22 protein-coding genes are annotated in these 24,832 nt (G+C 40.8%); 19 read left to right on the top strand and 3 right to left on the bottom strand.

The genetic code is table 11. The features are described from left to right. Positions 1–136 precede the first annotated feature (136 nt). Complete coding sequence (locus NCCP133_RS15040; RefSeq protein WP_264805880.1) at positions 137–601, top strand: hypothetical protein; 465 nt, start codon at positions 137–139, stop codon at positions 599–601. A 1-nt stretch (position 602) separates the two neighbouring features. After that, the gene (locus tag NCCP133_RS15035) at positions 603–1,100 is read left to right on the top strand and encodes a hypothetical protein (protein WP_264805879.1); all 498 of its coding nucleotides are present in this window, start codon (positions 603–605) and stop codon (positions 1,098–1,100) included. Between the two features lie 50 nt (positions 1,101–1,150). On the opposite strand, the gene NCCP133_RS15030 is transcribed toward NCCP133_RS15035, so the two are convergent. Then, complete coding sequence (locus NCCP133_RS15030) at positions 1,151–1,633, bottom strand: gamma carbonic anhydrase family protein (protein ID WP_442874278.1); 483 nt, start codon at positions 1,631–1,633, stop codon at positions 1,151–1,153. Between the two features lie 113 nt (positions 1,634–1,746). Between NCCP133_RS15030 and NCCP133_RS15025 the strand changes: the two genes are divergently transcribed. From NCCP133_RS15025 to NCCP133_RS14955, 15 genes are all read left to right on the top strand, one after another. Next, entirely contained in the window at positions 1,747–2,697 is a 951-nt protein-coding gene (locus NCCP133_RS15025; RefSeq protein ID WP_442874275.1) for an NAD(P)H-dependent flavin oxidoreductase, read from the top strand. A 333-nt stretch (positions 2,698–3,030) separates the two neighbouring features. Beyond that, positions 3,031–4,041: an ABC transporter substrate-binding protein gene (locus NCCP133_RS15020; protein WP_264805876.1), complete on the top strand. Its 1,011-nt coding sequence runs from the start codon at positions 3,031–3,033 to the stop codon at positions 4,039–4,041. 118 nt (positions 4,042–4,159) lie between these two features. Continuing rightward, positions 4,160–5,191: an ABC transporter permease gene (locus tag NCCP133_RS15015; RefSeq protein ID WP_264805875.1), complete on the top strand. Its 1,032-nt coding sequence runs from the start codon at positions 4,160–4,162 to the stop codon at positions 5,189–5,191. Next, on the top strand, positions 5,166–5,960 hold the full coding sequence (locus tag NCCP133_RS15010; RefSeq protein ID WP_264805873.1) for an ABC transporter ATP-binding protein: 795 nt from the start codon (positions 5,166–5,168) through the stop codon (positions 5,958–5,960). The genes NCCP133_RS15015 and NCCP133_RS15010 overlap by 26 nt, the downstream gene beginning before the upstream one ends. Before the next feature lie 168 nt (positions 5,961–6,128). Then, positions 6,129–6,518, top strand: coding sequence for a thioesterase family protein (locus tag NCCP133_RS15005; RefSeq protein ID WP_264805872.1), 390 nt, complete (start codon positions 6,129–6,131; stop codon positions 6,516–6,518). A gap of 90 nt (positions 6,519–6,608) precedes the next feature. Continuing rightward, complete coding sequence (locus NCCP133_RS15000) at positions 6,609–7,718, top strand: Leu/Phe/Val dehydrogenase (protein WP_264805871.1); 1,110 nt, start codon at positions 6,609–6,611, stop codon at positions 7,716–7,718. Between the two features lie 363 nt (positions 7,719–8,081). After that, complete coding sequence (gene pdhA, locus NCCP133_RS14995) at positions 8,082–9,152, top strand: pyruvate dehydrogenase (acetyl-transferring) E1 component subunit alpha (protein WP_264805870.1); 1,071 nt, start codon at positions 8,082–8,084, stop codon at positions 9,150–9,152. After that, positions 9,149–10,144, top strand: a complete 996-nt coding sequence (locus NCCP133_RS14990; protein ID WP_264805868.1) for an alpha-ketoacid dehydrogenase subunit beta — start codon at positions 9,149–9,151, stop codon at positions 10,142–10,144. The genes pdhA and NCCP133_RS14990 overlap by 4 nt, the downstream gene beginning before the upstream one ends. A gap of 13 nt (positions 10,145–10,157) precedes the next feature. Continuing rightward, positions 10,158–11,378 (top strand): dihydrolipoamide acetyltransferase family protein, encoded by a 1,221-nt coding sequence (locus tag NCCP133_RS14985; RefSeq protein ID WP_264805867.1) that lies wholly within the window; start codon positions 10,158–10,160, stop codon positions 11,376–11,378. Continuing rightward, a complete protein-coding gene (lpdA, locus tag NCCP133_RS14980; RefSeq protein WP_264805866.1) occupies positions 11,379–12,818 on the top strand; it encodes a dihydrolipoyl dehydrogenase in 1,440 nt (479 codons plus the stop codon). 177 nt (positions 12,819–12,995) lie between these two features. Then, entirely contained in the window at positions 12,996–14,111 is a 1,116-nt protein-coding gene (gene hppD / locus NCCP133_RS14975; protein ID WP_264805864.1) for a 4-hydroxyphenylpyruvate dioxygenase, read from the top strand. Positions 14,112–14,180: 69 nt separating this feature from the next. Continuing rightward, positions 14,181–15,278 (top strand): histidinol-phosphate transaminase, encoded by a 1,098-nt coding sequence (hisC, locus tag NCCP133_RS14970; RefSeq protein WP_264805863.1) that lies wholly within the window; start codon positions 14,181–14,183, stop codon positions 15,276–15,278. Between the two features lies 1 nt (position 15,279). Then, positions 15,280–15,900: a flavin reductase family protein gene (locus NCCP133_RS14965; RefSeq protein WP_264805862.1), complete on the top strand. Its 621-nt coding sequence runs from the start codon at positions 15,280–15,282 to the stop codon at positions 15,898–15,900. Positions 15,901–15,904: 4 nt separating this feature from the next. Continuing rightward, complete coding sequence (locus NCCP133_RS14960; RefSeq protein WP_264805861.1) at positions 15,905–16,828, top strand: fumarylacetoacetate hydrolase family protein; 924 nt, start codon at positions 15,905–15,907, stop codon at positions 16,826–16,828. 9 nt (positions 16,829–16,837) lie between these two features. Further along, positions 16,838–17,992 (top strand): homogentisate 1,2-dioxygenase, encoded by a 1,155-nt coding sequence (locus tag NCCP133_RS14955; RefSeq protein ID WP_264805860.1) that lies wholly within the window; start codon positions 16,838–16,840, stop codon positions 17,990–17,992. Positions 17,993–18,484: 492 nt separating this feature from the next. Here the strand turns inward: NCCP133_RS14955 and NCCP133_RS14950 are convergent, their stop codons facing one another. Beyond that, on the bottom strand, positions 18,485–20,044 hold the full coding sequence (locus NCCP133_RS14950) for an ABC-F family ATP-binding cassette domain-containing protein (protein WP_264805859.1): 1,560 nt from the start codon (positions 20,042–20,044) through the stop codon (positions 18,485–18,487). 287 nt (positions 20,045–20,331) lie between these two features. Next, entirely contained in the window at positions 20,332–21,789 is a 1,458-nt protein-coding gene (gene katA / locus NCCP133_RS14945) for a catalase KatA (protein ID WP_264805858.1), read from the bottom strand. A 648-nt stretch (positions 21,790–22,437) separates the two neighbouring features. Between katA and NCCP133_RS14940 the strand changes: the two genes are divergently transcribed. Beyond that, the gene (locus NCCP133_RS14940) at positions 22,438–23,628 is read left to right on the top strand and encodes a glycine C-acetyltransferase (protein ID WP_264805856.1); all 1,191 of its coding nucleotides are present in this window, start codon (positions 22,438–22,440) and stop codon (positions 23,626–23,628) included. Between the two features lie 157 nt (positions 23,629–23,785). Beyond that, positions 23,786–24,727 carry an L-threonine 3-dehydrogenase gene (locus NCCP133_RS14935; protein ID WP_264805855.1) on the top strand — a complete coding sequence of 314 codons (942 nt, stop codon included), beginning with the start codon at positions 23,786–23,788 and terminating at the stop codon, positions 24,725–24,727. Positions 24,728–24,832: the final 105 nt, after the last annotated feature.

The following is a 24,832-nucleotide window of genomic DNA, read 5'->3' as shown; positions in this document are numbered from 1 at the left end:
CATCATGTTGCCCAGCGGGAACGGATGGCTTTTCCTTTTTCACTGGCTGGATTAGATTGATTGGCTTTATATGAATTTTTTTATAGCCCCAAAGAAATAATAACTAATTAAAGAGACTGACCACTAAGGTGATATTATGGCACTGCCTGCAGCAATTGTTATAACCTTATATCAAATATATTTTTTCTATTTATTAAAAAAACGTTTATCATTTCTGCAAAACTCAATCGTTTTTATGTTTATTTTTATACTTTTAACATATTTTTCAACCATTATTAATCTACAGCTAAAATGGCTGGATGTTACGGAAGATTCTTTATTATTTATGTTTTATTTGCTTAACCGGGATATAATCAAACCCTTGTTTGTACTTGTTTTTATTAACGTTTTTGCAGGGGGAAAAACGTTTGGAAAAAAAGGTATTATCTTTATCGCAATGGTATTATCCATGCTTCTTTTAGATATATTAAGCCAGATTTTTGGGGTTGTTACATATATAAAATGGAACTTGTTTTACGCTGCATTAGCCAACGGTGCATTCCTTATGCTGGGTCTGGGGTTAGCAAAAGGGGTAAAATATCTTAAGCGGGTGAGTTCATAGTATGGTAACAGTTTATGAGAGAGCTTTTGATTGGAATGAATGGTTTGTGATAGTCAGCCTTTTTGGATTAATAATTATATGGAAATTACCGAAAATTTTATCACCTTTAGAGGGGACAGCGCATTTTTTATATGGAATGCTTGTTGTGACTTTTTATGATCACACTATAAGTATCAAGCCTTGGGATTTTTTTGATGTGAATGATTCATCAGCATTTCAGTTTATGGATTTTTTAAGCTATATAACGTACGGGCCATATGCCTATATTTTTATATACCTTTACAAAAAGTTAGAAATTAAGGGATATAAAAATTTGCTGTATGTTTCCGCATGGTCTTTATTTTCTTTACTAATGGAGCTGCTTTCGTTAAAAGCAGGTGTGTATCATTATGATAAAGGATATAGCATGTTTTGGTCCTTTCCGATCTATTTAATTGCCCAGATTGTGCAAATATTTTTTTATCATACAAGTTTAAAACTTGAAAAAGCCGCTGAATAACAGCTTTTATTTTCAGTATTTTGTCATGTCCCTAGTATTAATCACTTCTGTCAAATTGCTTTTATACTCTTGGCCTTTTTTACATAAGTTTCGATGGAAAGCTGAATTAGCTCAAGATCCTTTACAGACAGTTCTCTGACGACTTTTCCTGGAGAACCGACTACAAGTGAACGCGGCGGAATCTTTTTGCCTGCAGGTATCAGCGTATTTGCCCCGATAATGCACTCCTCTCCGATTTCGGCACCATCGAGTATCGTTGCTCCCATTCCAATAATCGTTTTCTTTCTAATGGTACATCCATGTAAGATGGCATTATGGCCAACCGTTACCTCGTCTTCGATCATTAGAGGAGAGCCTTCGTATAGATGGCAAGTTACATTGTCCTGGATACTGCACCGATTACCAATATTAATGGCATCCTCATCTCCTCTTAGGACTGCATTAAACCATATGCTTGATTCTTCCCCAATTTCCACGTCACCTATCACATAGCATCCTGGAGCCAGAAAAACGGACTGATGGACTCGAGGCATTTTGTCATTGTAAGATAATTGCACAGTGATTCCCCCTGTCTTAAAGTGGATTTTTCTTAATTGTCAAATGATTAACATTAGTATAACATTATTTTAACGAAGGGGGAATTTTATTGAATATGTTGTTGAGTACCTTGAATATTAAATATCCAATAATCCAGGGTGGCATGGGAAATATAAGCAATGCCATTTTAACAGCTGCAGTATCAGAAGCCGGGGGACTTGGCACAATAGGAGCTGGTACGATGCTTCCTGATGAAGTTGAAAAAATCATTATGGAAACAAAAAGAAGGACTGAAAAGCCTTTTGCTGTCAACTTAGCACTGAGTGTGTGTCCGCATGTAAAGGAGATCCTTTCCCTTGTGATTAAACATAAGGTGCCGGTTGTGTCTCTTTCAGCCGGAAACCCCGCTCCTTTTATACCGAAATTGCATGAAAATGGTGTAAAGGTTATTTCTGTTGCAGCTTCTGTCAGACAGGCGATGAAAGCAGAGGCAGCTGGGGCGGATATCATTGTGGCTGAGGGATATGAAGCAGCGGGAATCAACTCTGCACTTGAAACAACCACACTTGCACTGGTCCCGCAAATCGTCAGCCGGGTTTCCGTTCCTGTAGCTGCTGCCGGGGGGATTGCTGATGGAAAAGGACTTGCTGCCATGCTGGCACTTGGAGCAAGCGGCGTCCAAATGGGCACAAGATTTATTGCCACAAAAGAAGCACCCTTTCATCCTGATTATAAAAAGAAGATTATTGAAGCGTCCGACCATGCAACCGTTATAGTCGGACGATCAGTTGGCAGGATCAGGAGAGTTCTTTCAACAGGCTATGCTTATAAGCTGCTGGATATAGAAAATAAGGGAGTCAGTCTTGAAGATTTTAATTCTTTAACTACAGAGAAATTTCATAAAATCGGAGCTTTAGAGGGAAACGGAGATAAAGGATTTATGAACAGCGGCCAAATTTCGGGGCTGATTGCTGACTTGCCGAGCGTGAAGGAGCTTTTGGACCGAATGGTAAATGATGCGAGTCACCAGCTTCTGAAGGCAAAAAGTATATTAAGCTAGCGTGCAGATGAGTTATCTGCATGCTTTTTTTGTTTCTGTTAATGCAATAATTGGATGTATTTGTATGCTAACATCAAGTAGAGCAGAGTTTTTAAAGTAAAATGCCTATATTTATCATAATATATTAAATTTTTGGAATATTATTGACACTTGAGTAGGTCTGATGATAATATAACGTTGTATTTACGATATTAAAAGTAAATATCATATAAACGTTACTAACAGGACAGAGGTGATTTCTCAGCTTTCTTTTACAGCATTATGTAAGCGCATACATAATAGTTGGCATAATCAGACTTCTGGTAGAAATTAATTAGAATAGGGGGATACAGAATGAAAAAACCGTTTAGGGCTATATCTTTATTAATGGCTTCTGGCATGCTTGTGCTAAGCGGCTGTGGAAAGGAGGCATCGAATGGCTCGTCTGAAGAAGGAAATGAAAAGAAACAGTACTCGATTGGCATAACACAATTTGTTGAACATCCTTCCCTTGATGCAGCAACTGAAGGATTTAAGAAGGCATTGGAAGATGAAGGTTACAAAGAAGGAGAAAATGTTAAGTTTGACTTTCAAAATGCCCAGGCTGATATGAATAATACTCAAACAATTGCCAATAATTTTGTGGGTGACAAAGTGGATATGATATTTGCCAATGCAACACCTAGTGCTGTCAGTGCCTTAAATGCCACAAAGGACATTCCCATTTTGTTTACATCAGTGACTGATCCTGTTGGAGCTGGGCTGGTTGAGTCCTTCGATAAGCCTGGAGATAACATTACTGGTACAACAGATAACCATCCGGAAGGGACTTCGAAGACAATTGATTTTATGATTAATGAGGTTGGCGTCAAAAATATTGGAATCATTTATAACTCGGGGGAACAGAATTCCGAAGTCCAGGTAAAGCAGGTAAAAGAACTGGCTGAACCGCAAGGGGCCAAAATTATCGAGGCATCTGTTTCTACTTCTGCGGAAGTTAAACAGGCGGCAGATTCTCTGATAGGCAGGGTGGATGCCATCTATATTCCTACTGATAACACTGTTGTTTCTGCATTGGAGTCGGTTATTTCGGTGGCTAACAGCAAAAAGGTTCCTTTGTTTGTCGGAGAGTTGGATTCAATGAAACGCGGTGCTATTGCCGCTAGCGGATTCAGCTATTATGACCTAGGATACCAAACAGGCAAAATGGCGGCAGAGGTTTTAAAAGGAGAGAAAAAACCATCTGAAATTCCTGTTGAACTACCTGGCAGCCTACAGCTAGTCATCAATAAAGAAGCTGCAAAAGCACAGGGGCTGGAAGTAAAAGAAGAATGGTCAGAAATTGCTGAGTTCTATGAAGAATAAAAGAGCTAAGGATTTGCCGGCGGGCTAAGCCGTTTTAAAAACCTGCCGGCTATCTTCGTTTTAATAAACTTCTGTAAAACTATATACGGCATTATATAGGAAAAGGGCGTGATTCTTAGTGTTTACAGCCATATTCGGTGCGTTTGAGTCAGGAATTATATACGCAATTATGGCACTTGGAGTGTATTTATCTTTTAGAGTATTGGATTTTCCAGATCTAACTGTTGATGGAAGTTTTGTAACTGGTGCAGCAGTGGCAGCTACGATGATTGTCAGCGGGGTTAACCCTTTTATTGCAACGATTATTGCTATGTTTGCTGGATTTATTGCAGGCTGTCTCACTGGTATTATTCATACTTTTGGAAAGATCAATGCCTTGCTGTCGGGAATTTTAATGATGATTGCCCTGTATTCGATTAATCTACGGATTATGGGGAAATCAAACGTACCGCTGCTTAATACCGAAACGGCTTTAACTTATGTAAGGGAATTTTGGGATAAAATTGGGATTGATTCTTTTTTCAACATTCTTTTATCCATGGTTGGACTTGGAGACAGCCTGCCAAGAACATGGGGTATCATTATTTTTATGGTCTTAGTCACCTTTACGATTAAATTCTTCACAGACCGTTTTCTTAGCACTGAGATTGGATTAGCATTACGGGCTACAGGCGATAACAAAAGGATGATAAGAAGCCTTTCTGCCAATACGAATTTAATGGTCATTTTGGGTTTGGGCTTGTCCAATGCCATGGTGGCTTTATCAGGGGCTCTTATTGCCCAGCAAGGCGGATTTGCCGATGTTGGGATGGGGATTGGAATGATTATTATCGGTCTGGCTTCAGTTATCATCGGGGAAGCGTTGTTTGGCACTAAAACGATTGCAAGAACGACACTTGCCGTTATTGGCGGAGCCATCATTTACCGAATCGTTGTAACGATGGCACTCCGGGTAGAATTCCTAGAACCAGGTGATATGAAGCTAATTACTGCGACGATCGTTATTCTGGCTTTAATTATGCCGAAAATAATTGACAGGACAAAAGAGAAGAAGCGCAAAGCTAAGAGACTTGCAGAAAGCGTATCTTTAAGCGAATTGCCTTCAGGCAGAAAGGGTGAAGCCGGTGCTGCAATTAAATCAGATTCATAAAGTTTTTAATGAAGGTACACCGGATGAAAAACTTGCACTTGATACGATCAGCCTTATATTAAATGAAGGTGATTTTGTCACTGTAATTGGAAGCAATGGAGCCGGGAAGTCGACTATAATGAATATCATTTCAGGGGTAATCTTCCCGGATGCAGGTTCCGTTTATATTGATGGCCAAAATGTAACTGCGATGTCGGAATATAAACGCGCAAAACTCATCGGACGTGTATTCCAGGACCCGATGGCTGGAACTGCTCCTTTGATGACCATTGAGGAAAATTTGGCTATGGCCTACTCAAGGAATAAAACAAGAACATTAAAAAAAGGGGTTACGAAGAAGCGCAAAGATTATTTTCGTGAAGTGCTTGAAACCCTTCATCTTGGACTTGAAGATCGGTTAAATGCCAAAGTTGGATTATTATCTGGGGGAGAAAGGCAGGCACTCTCATTGCTGATGGCTACCTTTACGGAGCCTTCCATTCTATTGCTTGATGAACATACGGCTGCCCTGGACCCGGCACGTGCTGAACTCATCACGAAACTCACAAAAGAAATTGTAGAAAAATACAATTTAACAACCTTAATGGTTACCCATAATATGCAGCAAGCCTTGGACCTGGGAAATAGGCTGATCATGATGGATAAAGGACAGATTATACTTGAAGTGGATGAGAAACAGAAGGAGGAGCTAACAATTGAACAGCTTCTGAACGAATTCCAGCGTATTCGCGGGACAAAAATGGCAAGTGATCGTGCCCTTCTTTCATAGAAATAGAAAAAGGATTAGCCAAATGGATGTGTTAATCCTTTTTCTATGTCCACAAAACCAAAAGAGTATTTAAAATTTTTACAATTTATTGACTATTTATTTGACGTAATGGTATTATATCGTTAATTAAACGTCATACATATTATTGTTAAGCGCGGGAGGGATATTATGAAACCTGGGCTGAAAATAGGAAATCAGGCGGTTATCCATGCAGTTGTTACTCCGGAAATGTTTGCTCAATTTGAAGGGAACACGGTGCACCGGGCGTATTCAACTGTAACTATGATTTATCATATGGAGTGGGCTTCTCGTATGCTGATTCTTCCCTGCCTGGATGAAGAAGAAGAGGGGATGGGAGGTGGAGTTTCCGCTAGCCATCTTGCCCCTTCACCAGAAGGAGCATCCTTAACGATTACAGCAACAGTTGCCAGGCTGGATGTAAATTTCGTGCACACAGATGTAACTGTCCATAATGGAGAAAAACTGGTAGGCAAAGGTGAAGTAAAACAGGTAATCCTGCCTAAAAGCAAAATTGACGAAATGCTTAAGCGAGAATAAAAGATTGTAAATATTCAAGCTTAAAAGATCCTATCGGCTTTTTTAATTGATTTTATTGTAAGCGCTATCATAAGTAAAGGGGAGAATGAAATGGCAGATATGTTTCAAAAAATCAAAAATCATGAACAAGTCGTTTTCTGCAATGATGAATCCACTGGGTTAAAGGCAATCATTGCAATCCATAGTACAAGACTGGGGCCAGCCATGGGAGGCTGCCGCATGTTTCCTTATAACAGTGTTGATGATGCACTTGAAGATGTCCTCCGTTTATCGAAAGGCATGACATATAAGTGTGCGGCAGCAGATGTTGACTTCGGAGGAGGAAAAGCAGTAATTATTGGTGATCCTTCAAGGGATAAAACGCCAGAATTATTCCGTGCTTTCGGACAATTTGTGGAATCATTAAATGGACGCTTCTATACTGGAACAGATATGGGTACATCCACTGAAGATTTTGTTCATGCACTAAAAGAAACCAACTGCATTGTCGGTGTTGATGAGGTATACGGAGGCAGCGGAGATTCGTCTGTCCCAACTGCACAAGGGGTTATTTACGGCCTGCAGGCAACGAATAAAGTATTGACAGGTTCAGATGACCTCTCAGGAAAAAGCTACTCAATACAAGGACTGGGGAAAGTTGGCTATAAAGTGGCTGAAAGATTACTCGAAGAAGGTGCTGATCTTTATGTAACCGATATTAACCAGAAAGCAATAGACCCGCTGCTAACAAAAGCCAGAGAAATAGGTGCAGGAATTAAGGTCTTATCCAGCAATGAAATTTACGGTGCACAAGCTGATATTTTTGTTCCTTGTGCTATGGGTGGAATCATTAACGATGAAACAATCTGCCAATTAAAAGTAAAAGCTATCGTAGGTTCAGCCAATAATCAGCTATTGAAAATAAACCATTGCCAAATCCTGAAGGAAAAAGAAATTTTATACGCGCCTGATTATATTGTAAACGCAGGCGGGTTAATCCAGGTTGCTGATGAACTTTATACTCCAAATAAAGAAAGGGTACTTCGCAAAACAAAGGCAATCTACAATTCTCTTCTAAACATCTACGAACATGCTGAAGCAAATGGAATTACAACTGTGGAAGCATCCAATCAATTCTGCGAGAGCCGCATTGAAGCACGCACACGCAGAAACAGCTTCTTTTCCCATATGAAACGTCCGAAGTGGGCGGTTAGAACCTAATTTTTTGAATAGTTAACAATATATGTACCATTAATAAGTTTTGAAAAAATAAGGCTGTTTTCGTAAAGTATGTTGCTTTACAATATCTTAGTTATATTTACCTAGTTGATTGGAACGGAGGGTACTTGATCCTCGAAAATGCATCCGCATTTTCTTCGTGCGGTGTTGATTCGAGGAAGATTATTCAATGTCCTGCGGGAGGAGAGGGAGCGGGAGACCCCACAGACGCAGAGCGTCGAGGAGGCTTCCGTTCCTCCCCGCGGAAAGCAAGTACCTCGTGCTGAAATCAACGGCTAAATTCATAAACAAAAACAACAATCTATGAGAAAAAAGCCAAAAATAATTATGCTAAAGGGTGAGAAAATGGAAAATCACTTTCCAATCCGGCAAATATTAGATAAAAATGGGAATGTTATTGCCGCAGAGTACAAAGAAAAAATAACTGAAAAACTAGCAAAAGATTTTTACAGACAAATGCTGAGATTACGAATTTTTGACCGTAAAGCCATTTCGCTTCAGCGTCAGGGCAGGATTGGAACGTATGCACCATTCGAAGGACAGGAAGCTTCCCAGGTGGGTTCAGCCGCAGCATTAGCGGGAAATGATTGGATGTTTCCGACCTATCGTGACCATGGCGCAGCTATGTCATTTGGCCATTCACTGAGAAATGTTCTTCTTTTTTGGAACGGAAGAAATGAAGGATGCATACCACCTGATGGAAAAAGGATTTTTCCGCCAGGCATCCCAATTGCAACCCAAATCCCGCATGCGGCAGGTGCGGCTTTTGCAGAAAAGAAAAAAGGCACTGCAAATGCAGCCATTGCTTATTTTGGCGATGGGGCGACATCTGAGGGAGATTTCCATGAAGGCTTAAACTTTGCCAGCGTCTTTAAAGCCCCAGTCGTCTTTTTTAACCAAAACAATCAATATGCCATTTCCGTACCAATCGAAAAGCAAATGAATACAAAGACAATAGCTCAAAAATCTCTAGCTTATGGTATGCCAGGAATTAGAATAGACGGCAATGATATCTTTATCGTCTATTTTGAAACATTAAAAGCTCTTGAAAGGGCGAGGAAAGGCGAAGGGCCTTCACTAATTGAAGCTGTTACCTGGAGATACGGGGCCCATACGACGGCGGATGATCCTTCAAAATATCGGGATCAATCGGAAAGCAGGGCCAGAAGGCAGGAGACAGATCCCGTTCTAAGATTGGAACGATGGATGCAAAATCAGGGAATATTTGATGAAAAATGGGTGCAGGCCGCAGAGGAAGAGGCAACAGCAGAAATCGACCATGCTGTAGCTGAGATGGAAGAGTTTCCTCCTGCTGATCCGGCAGCTATTTTTGACCATGTCTTTGCAGAGCCGACATGGCAAATTAAACAGCAAAAAGAAGACTACCTGAAAGTGATTGGGGGTGGCCGAGAATGAAAACAGCAGTGGGTGCAAAAACCATGACACTAGTGCAAGCCATTACCGATGCGCTGGATACGATGCTTGATGAAAGGAAAGAAGTTTTGCTGCTCGGTGAAGATATAGGGAAAAATGGCGGAGTCTTCCGAGCTACTGATGGCCTTCAGGCTAAATACGGCGAAAGCCGGGTCATTGATACTCCTTTAAGTGAAGCCGGCTTTGTTGGAGCAGGGATTGGGATGGCTGTTAATGGTTTTTTGCCAGTCATTGAAATTCAATTTCTTGGTTTTATTTATCCGGCTTATGAGCAAATCATGACCCATGCTTCCAGGCTGCGAATGAGAACAATGGGCCACTTTACCGTCCCGATAGTGATTCGGGCTCCCTATGGTGCAGGGGTTAGGGCTCCTGAAATTCATTGTGATTCAACGGAAGCCATTTTTACCCATATGCCAGGAATTAAGGTTGTTTGCCCCTCAAGCCCTTATGACGCAAAAGGCCTTCTAATTGCAGCCATCGAAGATCCGGATCCTGTCCTGTTCCTTGAGCCGATGCGCTGCTATCGTTCAGCAAAGGAAGAAGTGCCTGAAGGAAGATATACAATAGAAATTGGAAAAGGAAAAAAGCTTATGGAAGGTGATGATGTAACAGTCATTACATGGGGAGCGATGGTGCCCGAGGCTATGCAAGCGGCAAAGAAGATGAAGCAAAAGGGGATTCAATGTGATTTGATCGATCTAAGGACACTCTTCCCTCTTGATAAAGATATAATTGCCGAATCTGTTCAAAAAACAGGCAGAACAGTGATTGTTCACGAAGCACATGCTACTGGGGGAGTCGGAAATGATGTGCTTGCCATCATTAATGACACATCCTTTTTATATCAAAAAGCTCCTGTCGAGCGAGTAACAGGATTTGATTCGCCGGTGCCATATTTTGGTTTCGAGGATCATTATCTGCCGACTCCAGTGAGAATCCAGCATAGCATCGAAAAAGTAATGAAGTTTTAGGAGGGGAGAAGTCGTGGAAGTTAAACTGCATGATATTGGAGAAGGCTTGACAGAAGCAGAGATCAATTGCTTCTTGGTCAAACCCGGGGAAGCAGTTAAAGCTGATGCACCGCTTGTCGAAGTACAGACTGATAAAATGACTGCAGAAATTCCGGCTCCCAGAGCAGGTATTATTAAGGAATTTAAAGTCCAGCCTGGCGAAACGGTTTCAGTTGGGACCACAATTTTAATTTTAGAGGAGGAAGGCCAAGCCGGTCCGGAAAATGAAGAGGAAGCCATCTCCATGGGGGCAGCATTTAAGCCGCAGCAAGAGCTCCTGCATTCTTTTGCCGCATTTAAAGGCAAACGAGTGCTTGCCTCTCCTTTTACGAGAAAAATTGCACGCGAGAATGGAATCGACATTGATAATGTTATAGGAACAGGTCCTGCTGGCCGTGTGATGGATGAAGATATTTTTAAATGTATGGCATCGGCACAGACGAAACCTGTTGAACTGGAAATAGCATTTTCACCGGAACATTTGGAAAAAACGACTACAGATAAAGGCATCATCCCTTTTAGAGGCAGAAGAAAAGTGATTGCCAAGAAAATGGAAAAATCGCTTTCTACCATTCCCCATTGTACCCATTTTGAAGAGGTCGATGTAACAGAGCTGATCTCGTTTAGAAAAGAACTCAAGAGTCTGAATCAAAATATATCGGCAACGGCATTCTTCCTGAAGGCTTTATCCATCTGCCTAAACGAGTTCCCGGTGTTCAATGGGGAGCTACATGAAGCAAAAGAAGAAATTCATTTGCACAGTGAGCATCATATCGGTATGGCTGTGGATACGGAAGAGGGCCTGATCGTTCCGGTTATTAAGCATGTTAGTAATAAATCGATACGGGAAATTCATGCGGAGATGAAGCGTCTCACGGGGAAAGCGATTGAAAATAAACTAACTGAGAAAGAGATTGCTGGAGGGACATTTACGATTAGCAATGTGGGTCCGCTAGGCGGAAGTTTCGGAGCGACGCCTATTATTCAGCATCCGCAGACAGCTCTTGTGTCTTTTCACAAAACAAAAAAAATGCCTGTTGTGGCAGATGGCGACCAAATTGTAATCCGCTCAATTATGAATATATCCATGTCCTTTGACCATCGAGTTGCAGACGGAGCAACTGCAGTACGCTTTACAAACCGGTTTGCTGAACTGATTCAAAATCCGAAAATGATTGTTCTGGAGTTGGTATAAATGGTAGTTGGTGAACTTGCACATGAGCGTGACGTGATCATTATCGGCGGCGGCCCTGGGGGATACCATGCGGCGATTCGAGCTGCACAGCTTGGGCGCCATGTTACTTTAGTTGAAAGGAGCTTGCTTGGCGGCATTTGTTTAAATAAAGGCTGTATTCCTTCGAAAATCCTTACACAGTCTGCTGGGAAATTCACTGCTTTTCAGGACGGGGAAATCTGGGGTTTAGAAGGGGAGGCTATATCAGTTAACCTGAAAAAGCTTAACCAGTACATGAAGAAGACGATTGAACAGCTGCGGGCTGGAATTGAAGCTCTTTGCCGAACCAATAAAGTAGAGATTCTTGAAGGTTCGGCATCTTTTCTGTCGGAGGATAGGGTAGGAATCGAACATGGCGACAGATTTGAAGTGTTCAAATTTAAAGATGCGATAATCGCAACCGGAGGAACACCAAAAAAACCTCTATGGCTTAAGGAAAAAAGTGAAAGGGTGTTCGATATTCATTCATTTGCAGAACTGAGTGAAACACCCAAGAAGCTTTTAGTTTATGGAAGTGATTATATTGCGCTGGAAATAGGTATGGCTTTTCAGGCTCTTGGTTCTGAAGTGATTTTTATCCTCGATGAAGGCAAAACTGAGTTCGATTTTGATCACTCAATCTGCCGGGAGCTGAAGAGGATGTTTAAAAAGAAAAAAATAAATGTTCTTAGGAATGTAGATGTAATGGATTCACTGTTGGCTGAAGATCATGTAGTGCTAACTTTGGAGTCAGAGGGAAAGTCAGAAACCATTACTGGTTCGCAATTATTTATCTCTGCATCTATAAAACCGAATACGGATCAGCTTTGCCTGAATCGTATAGGGGTTGAACAATGTCCTGCTGGTTTTATTAAGGTGGATCACCGAAGCAGAACCACACAGCCTAATATTTTTGCGGTCGGTGATGTAACAGATGGCCCGGCACTTGCTGTTAAGGCTATTAAACAAGGAAAAACAGCTGCAGAAGCAATTGCAGGAATCAAATCCGAATCAGACTTTCATTTTATTCCATTAGTAGCACATACCCAGCCACCAATTGCCAGTGTGGGCTTAACGGAAGAAGAAGCTATTAAAATGGGCCATGATATTGACATTGGCCAATTTCCACTTTCGGCTAACGGATACAGCATATTAACAGGTCAGAAAGATGGATTTATTAAGGTGATCAGCTGTAAGGAAAAGCATGTTCTTCTCGGTATCCATATGATTGGAAGTGGTGCGATTGAATTAATTTCAAGCGGAATCACAGCTTTGGAAATGGCAGCAAGGGACGAAGATATGATTTTCCCAAATTATCCTCATCCTAGCGTGAATGAAGGATTGCTGGAAGCTGTGGAAGCCTTAAAGAATAAGGCAATCCATATGCCGCTGAGCAAGAAAGAAGAGAGGATGAAAGTTTAAAGATGACTGAAAGGGCTTCATATTTACATGCTATAACTGTAAGTGAATTCCTTTAGGAGAATTTATTTACTTTACTGCATAAGTGCATTATAGCTTTAATTTGAACTCTTGAGATGATTTGCAAGTTTCATATATGATAATTCTAAATATTAGTAATATTCTAACGGAGGGATATACATGCAAGAAGAAAAAATGTTAAAGGAACAAAAAACAGAGGATTTCTTCCCTGTAAAGGAAGTGGATTATTTAGAGATCTATTCCGGTAACGCGAAGCAGTCCTTCCATTATTTCTGTACTGCTTTCGGCTTTGAACCTGTCGCGTATTCAGGATTGGAAACAGGCAATAGAGAAACGGTTTCCTATGTTCTTCAGCAAAGAAAAATTCGCCTGGTCATCACCGGTACTTTAAACGATAGCTCTCGAGTATCAAGCTTTATTAAAAAGCATGGAGATGGAGTCAAAGATATTGCTTTAACGGTTGAGGATGTTGAAAAGGCCTATAAAGCGGCAGTTTTAAGAGGTGCTATAGAAATACAGCCTCCCTATGAAACGAAGGATGAGAATGGCACAGTGAAAAAAGCAGTCATCGGTACATATGGAGATACCATCCATACATTGGTCCAGCGGAATAATTATAGGGGAGTTTTCATGCCTGGCTTTGAGCCTTATGAAACGCAAGTCCCTTTTGAGGATGCAGGGTTTATCGGCATCGACCATGTTGTCGGAAATGTAGAAAGAATGGACGAATGGGTGAACTATTATGCGAACGTGATGGGCTTCAAGGAAATGAAACATTTCACAGATAAGGACATCACAACTGAATATTCCGCTCTCATGTCCAAAGTCATGCATAATGGAGGAAGAATAAAATTTCCAATCAATGAGCCGGCTGAAGGGAAGCGCAAGTCCCAAATTGAAGAATACCTTGAATATTATAATGGACCCGGTGTTCAGCATCTTGCCATTCTAACGGAAGATATTGTGAACACAGTCAGTATTCTGCGAAAGAATGGGGTCGAGTTTTTAAGCACTCCTGATTCCTATTATGAAATGCTTTCTGAACGGGTTGGGGAAATTGATGAAGAGATTGATAAACTGAAAGAATTAAATATTCTGGTTGACCGAGATGATGAAGGCTACTTACTGCAGATATTTACAAAGCCAATCGTTGACCGTCCAACACTATTCATTGAAGTAATTCAGCGCAAAGGCGCCAGAGGCTTTGGTGAAGGGAACTTTAAAGCTCTTTTCGAATCGATTGAACGCGAGCAGGAAAGACGCGGAAACTTATAAACAAACTGAAAAGGGAGATGCTGTCTCCTTTTTTTAATAACAAAAATCCGAGCAAAGGAGGCGATATCTATGGCAAAAATCCAGACGAGAAGCGCAGTGAAAAAGATCATGTCTTACCCGCTGGGAAGCTCTCCAGAAGAGATTAAACAAAAATTCAATTTAAAGGCTGTTCGCAAAATGTCCGATAATGAGAACGTCTACGGCTGTTCTCCTGATGTAAAAGAAAGCATCAGTAAAGCAATTAGCAGCTTATATTTTTATCCGGATGGCACAGTTTCTCAGCTGATACGCAAGTTGGCTGAATTCTATGGGATCAATGAAGAGAAATTTCTGGTCAGCAACGGCTCTGAAGAAATCATCCGTCTTCTGACTAGAGCCTACATAAGCCCGGGCGATGAAGCAGTAATGGCTCAAATCACCTTTCCGAGATATCAGACAAATGTAGCCATTGAAGGCGGTAAGTCAGTAACCGTCCCTGTGCAAAATGGCACACATGATTTAGAAGGTATGTATGCGAAGATAAATGCTGAAACAAAAATGGTATTTATCTGCAACCCTAACAATCCTACAGGTACAATTGCCGCAAAAAAAGACCTATATAGTTTCATACAAAAAATCCCGCCGAACATCTTAATCGTCTTGGATGAAGCTTATTATGAATACGTGAGGTCTGAAGATTACCTGGATTCGATTTCGCTTCTTGACAAATATCCTAATCTGATCATCCTAAGGACTTTTTCAAAAATATATGGCCTTGCCGGACTTCGAGTGGGTTATGGTATGATGGATTCTGATATTGTTAAAGAACTCCATAAAGTAAAGGATGTATATAATGTAAACCATCTGGCCCAGGCAGCTGCAGCAGCTGCGCTTAATGACCAAGCTTTTGTGAAGGACTGTGCAGAAAAAAATGCAAATGAAATGAAATTTGTCTGCCAGAAACTCAAAGAGCTGAAAATTGGATTTTTCCCTTCCCAAACTAATTTTATCTATATCTTCAGTCAGCATCTAATAGCAGAAGGCCTGATTTCACAGGGTCTGGTTGTACGGCAGATGAAGCTGCCGGGATATGCGGATGCCTGTCGGATGACGCTTGGCACAAGGGATGACAACGAAGCAGCTGTAAATGTGATCAAAAAGCTTTTAAATGAAAAGGGGTGTAAATAAAATGGAAATTAATCCTGCAAGTCTTGAATGGAAAGAAGCTTATAAATTGATGGTAGGTTCAATCCTTCCCCGTCCCATAGCATTTATCACAACTGTAGATGAAAGCGGTAATGTTAATGCTGCACCTTTCAGCTTTTTTACAGCCATTTGTGCTGATCCTATGCTAATCTGCTTTTCCCCCATGAGAAAAGGGACGGATGGCTCCAAGAAAGATACTCTCTCTAATATTGAAGCGACAAAGGAATTCGTCATCAATATCGTCAGTGAGGACTTTACAGATAAGATGAATATATGTGCAGCCGATTACCCACCCCTTACAGATGAACTGGATGCAGCCGGGCTTGCAAAAGAAAAAAGCGCAGCTGTTAAGCCGCCAAGAGTAAAGGAATCGAAAGTGCACCTGGAGTGCAGTTTATACCAAGTGCTTCCATTTGGAGAACATGCCGGTTCAGGCAGCCTCGTGATTGGAAAGGTTGAACATGTACATGTAGCAGAAGAGGTATATGAAAATGGAAGGATTAATTCCGAGAAACTAAAGCCGGTCGGCCGGATGGCTGGCCATATCTACACAAAGCCTATGACAGATGTTTTTGAATTAATCCGAAAAACGGAGCCAAGGTGATGCTATGAAATTTATAACCTTTCAAAAAGAAGATGGATCTATAAGAGCAGGGTGGCTGAAAAATGAGGAGTATGCCGTTGATATGCATGAAGCGACAAATGGCGTGCTGCCCAAAACCATGCTTGCTTTCTTGGAGAATCATGCATTTTACATGGAATACTTATCAACCAGCAAAACGCTGAAGGATAATGACAAAGGCGTGTATCCCATGTCAGAAGTTGCTTTGAAAGCTCCTCTTCCAAACCCGAAAAGCTTCCGGGATTTTTATGCTTTCGAAGAACATGTGAAAACAGCAAGAGCAAATCGAGGACTTGATATGTTACCTGAATGGTATGACATCCCTGTTTTCTATTTTTCTAATCATCTTGGCATAACAGGTCCAAATGAAGAAATAGCGCGTCCGAAAAATTGTGAATGGCTGGATTATGAGCTGGAAATTGCCTGTGTTATTGGAAAAGAAGGCAAGGATATTAAAGCATCTGAAGCAGATAAATATATTTTTGGATACTGCATATTAAATGACTGGAGTGCAAGAGATATCCAGAGAAAAGAAATGAAGGTTGGGCTGGGACCTGCAAAAGGCAAGGATTTCGCAACTTCCATCGGCCCTTATATCATTACAAAAGATGAACTGGAAAATGATCGTGTTGATAATGGCTACGATTTGCAGATGACAGCTAAAGTGAATGGGACTCTATTATCAGAAGGAAATATGCAGGATATCTATTATTCTTTTTACGAAATGATTGAACGTGCGTCTGAAGGTGTCACGTTGTGCCCTGGTGAAATCATCGGCTCGGGCACCGTTGGCAGCGGATGTATTCTCGAACTGGGTACCGATGTGCATCGATGGCTTGAGCCAGGGGATGAAGTGGAGCTTGAAATAAGCAGCCTGGGAATCTTAAAAAATAGAATCGAAAAAGAGTGAGGTGGAAATATGTATTATCGCCAATTGGGAAACATCCCGCATAAACGGCATACTATGTTCAGAAAATCAGGCGGCAGCCTATTTCGGGAACAGGTAATGGGAACGAAAGGATTTTCTGGGACACAATCGATTCTTTATCATCACTACATGCCGACAGAAGTGTCACGCACTGAATTAATTGGAAAGTATACCCCTGAATACGAGGATCAGGATAGCCTGAAACACCGCCATTTGCTGACGGATCAGATAGTGAAAAACGGCGATGCTTTAGCAGCGAGAGAATACTTGCTTGGAAATGATGATCTGTTAATCGGCACAGCAAATATTACCGATCCGATGAAAAGCTTTTACCGGAATGGCGATGGTGATGAAATGCTTTATATTCACTATGGAACCGGAAAAATAGAAACAATGTTTGGCACACTGACCTATCGCCCGGGTGATTACGTCATCATTCCAATCGGGACCATTTATCGGGTTATTCCAAAAGACAATGAAATTACTAAAGTTCTTCTTGTCGAGTCTTTTAGCCAAATCACCACTCCAAGGAGATACCGCAATGAATATGGGCAGCTGCTTGAACATAGCCCATTTTGTGAAAGAGATATACGTGGTCCGGAAAAATTGGAGACATACGATCAAAAAGGAGAATACGAGGTCATCACGAAAACGAGAGGATATTTGCATTCGCATATCCTGAATCACCATCCGCTTGATGTGGAAGGGTGGGATGGCTATCTTTATCCCTGGGTGTTTAATATAGAAGATTTTGAACCGATTACCGGCAGAGTGCATCAGCCTCCTCCCGTCCATCAGACTTTTGAAGGGCACAATTTCGTTGTCTGTACTTTTGTTCCAAGGCTTTATGACTACCACCCCGAAGCTATTCCAGCACCATACTACCATAGCAATGTGAACAGCGATGAACTCCTCTACTATGCAAAGGGGAATTTTATGAGCCGAAAGGGCGTCAGGGAAGGATCGATAACACTTCATCCAAGCGGCATCCCGCATGGTCCGCATCCTGGAAAAACAGAAGCCAGCATTGGGAAAAAGGAAACTCTTGAACTTGCTGTTATGATCGATACCTTCAGGCCTTTAAAAGTAGTGAAACAGGCGAAACTAATAGAAGATGATAAGTACATGTATACATGGGCTGAATGAATAAAAACACTTTCCCAAATTGGGAGAGTGCTTTTTACTACTTTTCATTATGCCAAATAATCGCCAGCGTTCCTTCACCGTCATGGCTGTGATTGTGGAGCTGATATTATTCGTCATCGTCATGTATGTATTAGTTCTTTATTTTTGGAAAAATTTAACCGTTTTTAATTCTGTAAATTCACCTTATTATACACTAAGAAACCATCAGCCGTATGTAGGGAATGACGGGGGAACTCTTAAAAAGGTGATTATATGAAGCTATTTTCATTTAAAAGAAGAATTAAAGCTGTATTCCTGTGGGAGTGCAGCTTTTTTGTTTGAATATCTAAAAATACAATCCAATCCTTTTTATTTGGCCAAACATTGCATAACTTAATTTTATCGGCCAAAAACCTAGGTTTATATGTCGAATTTTCACCTTTAACGGTCAATCAGCCGTATACCCGGGCCAAACAAATAATCCCCTGCAAATTAGCAGGAGATTTACATTCTTTAGTTGGCATTCAATTGCTGTGACCATTCTTCAACATTCCATACTTTTGTTATCCAATCTTCATAAAAATCAGGTTCGTGGCAAACAAGTACCACTGTACCTTTATAGGCTTTCAGCGCCCGTTTCAATTCTTCTTTTGCTGTCACATCAAGGTGGTTGGTAGGCTCATCAAACAGCAGCCAGTTGCTTTCATTCATTAAAAGTTTGCAGAGTCGGACTTTTGCCTGCTCTCCTCCGCTAAGCTGATTCATTGGGCGGGAGATATGCTCATTTTTCAATCCGCATTTTGCTAGAGCGGCACGAACCTGATGCTGATCCATTCCAGGGAATTCACTCCAGACATCATCAATCGGCGTCATATTTCCTGCTTTTACTTCCTGTTCAAAGTAGGAAGGGAAGAGGAAGTCACCCTGTTCAATCTTGCCGCTGATTGGCTTTATTTTACCAAGCATGGTTTTCAGCAAAGTCGATTTTCCCACACCGTTGCAGCCGACAATCGCTATTTTCTCACCGCGCTCAATTGTCATGGACATATTCGGCAATAATGGATGCGAATAACCAATCTCAAAGTCCTCACCCTGGAACACATAACGACTGCTGCCGCGTGATTCTTTGAATTCAAAAGTTGGCTTCATAGCAGTTTCAGGCCGGTCAATTCTTTCCATACGGTCAAGCTGTTTTTGTCTGCTTTTTGCTCGGCCTGTCGTTGAGTAGCGAGCTTTGTTTTTTGCAATAAAGTCTTCCTGTTTCTTAATGAATTCCTGCTGCTTTTCATATGCATTTAGATGCTGGTTCTTATTTATTTCTGCTAATTCAAGAAACTTTTCGTAGCTTGCTGTGTAGCGCGCAAGCTTAGAAAACTCCAAGTGGAAAATCGTATTGGACACCTGGTTCATGAATTCAGTATCATGGGAAATCAGCATGAAAGCATAAGGGTATTCTTTTAAATAGTTCGTCAGCCAGCGAATATGTTCGACATCCAGATAGTTTGTCGGCTCGTCAAGGAGCAAAACTTTAGGCTGTTCCAATAGGAGTTTCGCTAAAAGGACTTTCGTACGCTGTCCGCCGCTTAAAGCTGAAACATCTCGGTCTAGCCCAATTGCATCAAGACCAAGTCCTCGTGCCGCTTCTTCAATTTTTATATCTAAAGAATAGAAACCGCCAGCATCAAGGCGGTCCTGGATCTCACCCATTTTTCCCAGGAGTTCTTCAAGTTCTTCTGGTGCAGCATCTGCCATTTTGGCAGTAACTTCATTTAATTCTTTTTCCTGTTCAAATAGAGGAAGGAACGCATCCTTAAGGACATCACGCATTGTTTTGCCGGGTGTTAGCACCGTATGCTGATCAAGGTAACCATATTCTGTTCCTGGTGTCCATTCCACACGGCCTGAATCATGAATCAGCTGGCCTGTGATAATATTCATTAGTGTTGATTTACCAACTCCATTTGCACCTACAAGACCTACATGGTCTTCTGCTAGCAAACGGAACGTTACATCTTTGAATAATGTACGGTCCCCGAATGTGTGGCTCAATTTATCTACAGTTAATAAACTCATTGTTTTTAATCCTCGCTTTATCCTTAAATAATCCATCTCTACATAATACTAGATTTTTATCGCTTAGACTAGACGGAAACGGCTGGATTGAAGATATTAATTTTAATTCTGCATCTAAAATACCTTTCTGACGAGAAAATTTACAATTTGTCACAGCGATTATTAATTCATGTGTCAAGGGAGGAGGAATGTAAAAGACACCCATTGGTCGTCAATGAGTGTCTTCTTAATTGATAATTTAACAATGAAAATGAAAATAGAAGGAGTTTCTCTCTATTAATAGTCTATTACTTAACACCCTGTGGGATTGCCAAGCCAAGCCCCTTAGCTATCCGTGTGCCATATTCAGGATCTGCCTTATAGAAGTGCTGAATCTGGCGAAGTTTGATTTCTTCTTTTTCCACAGGCTTCATGGCTGCCACAATATTTGCCACGAGGCGGGAGCGCTCATCTTCGCTCATTAAGCGGTACAAGTCACCGGCCTGTGTATAGTGGTCATTATGGTCATAGGCGACACTTTCAGCCAATCCGGAAACAGGATAGGCTGCCTGCTTGTGTTCAGATACTTCTGTTGGACCGCCAAAGCTGTTTGGCTCATAGTAGACAGATCCGCCGCCGTTGTTATCAAATCGCATTTGACCGTCGCGCTGATAGTTTTTAACTTCATTCTTAGGACGGTTGATTGGAAGCATTTGATGGTTCGCCCCTACACGGTAACGGTGGGCATCATGGTAAGCAAACAGGCGGCCTTGAAGCATTTTGTCAGGTGATACATCAATGCCTGGTACTAGAGTTCCTGGAGAGAAGGTAGCCTGCTCAACCTCTGCAAAGTAATTTTCAGGATTTTTATTGAGAACCATGCGTCCTACTTCGATTAATGGGTAGTCTTTTTGTGACCAAACTTTTGTAACATCGAATGGATCAAAACGGTAAGTATTCGCATCTTCAAGAGGCATGATTTGTACACATAGCTTCCATGATGGGTAATCTCCATTTTCAATTGCATTAAATAAATCCTCTGTATGGTAATCAGGGTTTTCTCCAGCCATTTTAGCTGCAGCTTCTACGCTGAGATTCTTGACGCCTTGCTCTGTTTTGAAATGATATTTAACCCAAACCCCTTCACCTTTATCATTGACCCACTTGAATGTATGGCTTCCGAAACCATGCATATGTCTTAGTGTGGCAGGAATTCCGCGGTCAGACATTAAGATTGTTACCTGATGAAGAGATTCAGGTGACAGCGACCAGAAATCCCAAACAGCTGTTGGATTTTTTAGGTGAGTTTTAGGGTCGCGTTTTTGTGTATGGATAAAATCAGGGAACTTGATCGCATCGCGGATAAAGAATACAGGAGTGTTATTCCCGACCAGGTCATAGTTTCCTTCTTCCGTATAAAACTTAACTGCAAAACCACGGGGGTCACGGACTGTATCAGCTGATCCAAGCTCTCCAGCCACTGTGGAAAAGCGAATAAACAGGGGAGTGTGTTTTCCTACTTCTGATAGGAATGCTGCCTTTGTATATTTTGTGAGGTCATTAGTTACTTCAAAATAGCCGTGTGCACCAGCACCTTTTGCATGTACAACTCGCTCAGGCACACGCTCTCTGTTAAAGTGAGCCAGCTTTTCAAGTAAATATACATCCTGGATTAATGTTGGCCCTCTTGAGCCAGCAGTCATAGAATGTTGATTATCGCCTACAGGTGCGCCCCAGCTAGTAGTAAGGTTGTTGTTTTTAGTCATTCTTTCTTCACCTCATAAATAATTTAATTTAATAGGTTGCTTATAAAATTAATGATAACATTTATCAATATAAAATCAATACTTTTTTATAATAATTATTAATAAATAAATTATAAAGTAATATCTCTTATAAAAGTTAATTAAAGATGCTTGTTTTTAAGGGCATTAGTATATTTATATTTAATTGATACTTTAAAAGAACTGCTTTTAGAAATTTAAACGAATCGGTTTTCGGATGCACTTATGAAAGTTACATTTAATGGAGGGTTTATTTTAGTACCTCAAAGGACTTATGCCTGATCAATTTTTCCTTTGTTGAATTGGTTCCCCGGAAATAGATTGAGTAAACAGCTCAATTTTGTGTATTTTATTCAGGATTACGGATTGATTTAGATGGGTACTCTTAATGGACAACTTTAGAAATAATTGAAACAGTTTCAGGGTAAAGGGGTAAACTATTTTAGCGTGGAGGACATTTTTTATAAAACTGTGTCCTCCATAAGTGTACAAAGTCAAAAAATGTGTTAAAGTAATATTTGAAAAACCTTTACATAGCTTTACTTACCTAAGGATTTTATGTCCTCTCTAGAAAAACAGTTGTTTTTGAGTTAGCGACATTTATTAAAAATGTATAGGGGGAATTATTAAGTGACAAGCAAAATCTTAGATTCTTTTTTAAAAGAAAATCTGGAAGATTTAAAAGATAGAGGCCTTTATAATGTAATTGATCCTCTTGAAAGTCCAAATGGACCAATAATAAAAATTAAAGGCAGAAAACTCATTAACCTTTCTTCCAATAACTACTTAGGTTTGGCCACAGATGAACGACTAAAGAAGACTGCAATCGAGGCGGTTAAAAAGTATGGAGTGGGGGCAGGCGCTGTCCGCACGATCAATGGAACACTTGAACTCCACACAAAGCTGGAAGAGAAGCTCGCGGAGTTCAAGCATACAGAGGCAGCTATCGCTTACCAGTCTGGTTTTAACTGTAACATGGCTGCAATATCAGCTGTTATGGATAAAAATGATGCCATTCTTTCAGATGAGTTAAACCATGCTTCCATTATTGATGGATGCCGTTTATCAAGATCAAAAATCATTCGTTTCAACCATTCAGATATGGAAGATTTAGGAGCGAAAGCAAAGGAAGCAAAGGAATCAGGACAATTCAAGAAAATCATGGTCATCACTGATGGTGTATTCTCAATGGATGGTGATATTGCGAAGCTTCCTGAGATTGTGGAGATTGCTGAAGAACTTGATCTAATTACTTATGTTGATGATGCGCATGGGTCGGGTGTTCTTGGAAAAGGAGCTGGAACTGTTAAGCATTTCGGATTATCTGATAAAATCGATTTCCAAATCGGTACACTTTCGAAGGCAATTGGAGTAGTAGGCGGATATGTGGCTGGCAAGAAGGACTTAATTGACTGGCTCAAAGTGCGCAGCAGACCATTCTTATTCTCAACATCCTTAACTCCTGCAGATGTAGCAGCAAGCATCAGGGCAATCGAGCTATTAATGGAAAGCACTGAGCTTAATGAAAGGCTTTGGGAAAATGCCAACTATTTAAAAGATGGCCTGAAGAAATTAGGTTTTGATATCGGTGAAAGTGAAACACCAATCACACCTTGCATTGTCGGTGATGAGGTAAAAACACAGGAATTCAGCAAAAAGCTTAATGAAGAAGGCGTATATGCGAAATCAATCGTATTCCCAACGGTCCCTAAAGGAACAGGACGTGTCAGAAACATGCCTTCTGCGGCGCATACAAAAGAAATGCTTGATCATGCCATTGCCATCTATGAAAAAGTCGGCAAAGAAATGGGAATTATTTAGTTTCTTAATAATGGTGGTTTTCGTAAAGTTTGTTGTTATTAAATCGATAACTAAGGTTAACCAACGGGCAGAATTTTAGAAAAAAAAATATACGAGAGCCAACAAAGATGTTAATAGACAAACTTTTTAAGGCAAAGAGGAAAAGTGGAGGGTAATAATGAAACGAATAATGATTACAGGTGCATTAGGACAAATCGGCTCCGAACTCACCTTAAAATTAAGAGACATATATGGGACAGATAATGTAATCGCAACGGATATCAGAAAAAATGAATCTGAAGCAGCTCACTCTGGACCTTTTGAAATGGTTGACGTAACCGATGCAAAAACAATGTTAGAAACGGCGAAAAAATATGATATTGATACAGTTATTCATATGGCCGCGCTTTTGTCTGCTACCGCTGAGGCCAATCCTGTATTTGCATGGAATTTGAATATGGGCGGCCTCCTGAACGCATTGGAAACAGCTAGAGAATGCAAAGCTCAATTCTTTACGCCAAGCTCCATTGGCGCTTTTGGACCTTCTACGCCAAAGGACAATACGCCGCAGGATACAATCCACAGGCCAACTACAATGTACGGTGTAAATAAAGTGGCAGGCGAATTGTTATCTGATTATTACTACCATAAGTTTGGTGTTGATACGAGAGGTTTACGTTTTCCAGGCTTAATCTCCTATGTTACTCCTCCTGGTGGAGGAACAACGGATTATGCCGTTGAGATTTATTACGAAGCCATTAAAAATGGCCGTTATACGTCCTATATCGATAAAGGCACTTACATGGATATGATGTATATGCCTGACGCATTAAATGCAATTGTAGATTTAATGGAAGCGGACGCTGATAAATTAAGTCACCGCAATTCTTTTAACGTTACTGCGATGAGTTTTGAACCGGAGCAGATTGCTGCTGAAATCCGAAAGCACATCCCAGGATTTGAACTCTCCTACGATGTCGATCCTGTACGCCAGGCTATTGCTGACAGCTGGCCAAATTCGATAGATGCCACAGCAGCAAAAGAAGAGTGGGGCTTTAAAGCAGAATTTGATCTTGCAAAAATGACAGCAGATATGCTTGATAAGCTAAAAACAAAGTGAACATAAATCCAAAAGGACAGCCGATACAGCTGTCCTCTTTATATTTTGAAATTGAAATGTCAATCCATCCAGACAGCGGCAAAATCGCCTGCCCGAATTTAGTTA

Origin of the sequence: Cytobacillus sp. NCCP-133 (genome assembly GCF_026011715.1) — a bacterium.
Taxonomy (GTDB): domain Bacteria; phylum Bacillota; class Bacilli; order Bacillales; family Cytobacillaceae; genus Cytobacillus.
This window is presented reverse-complemented; position numbering and strand designations above follow the sequence as displayed.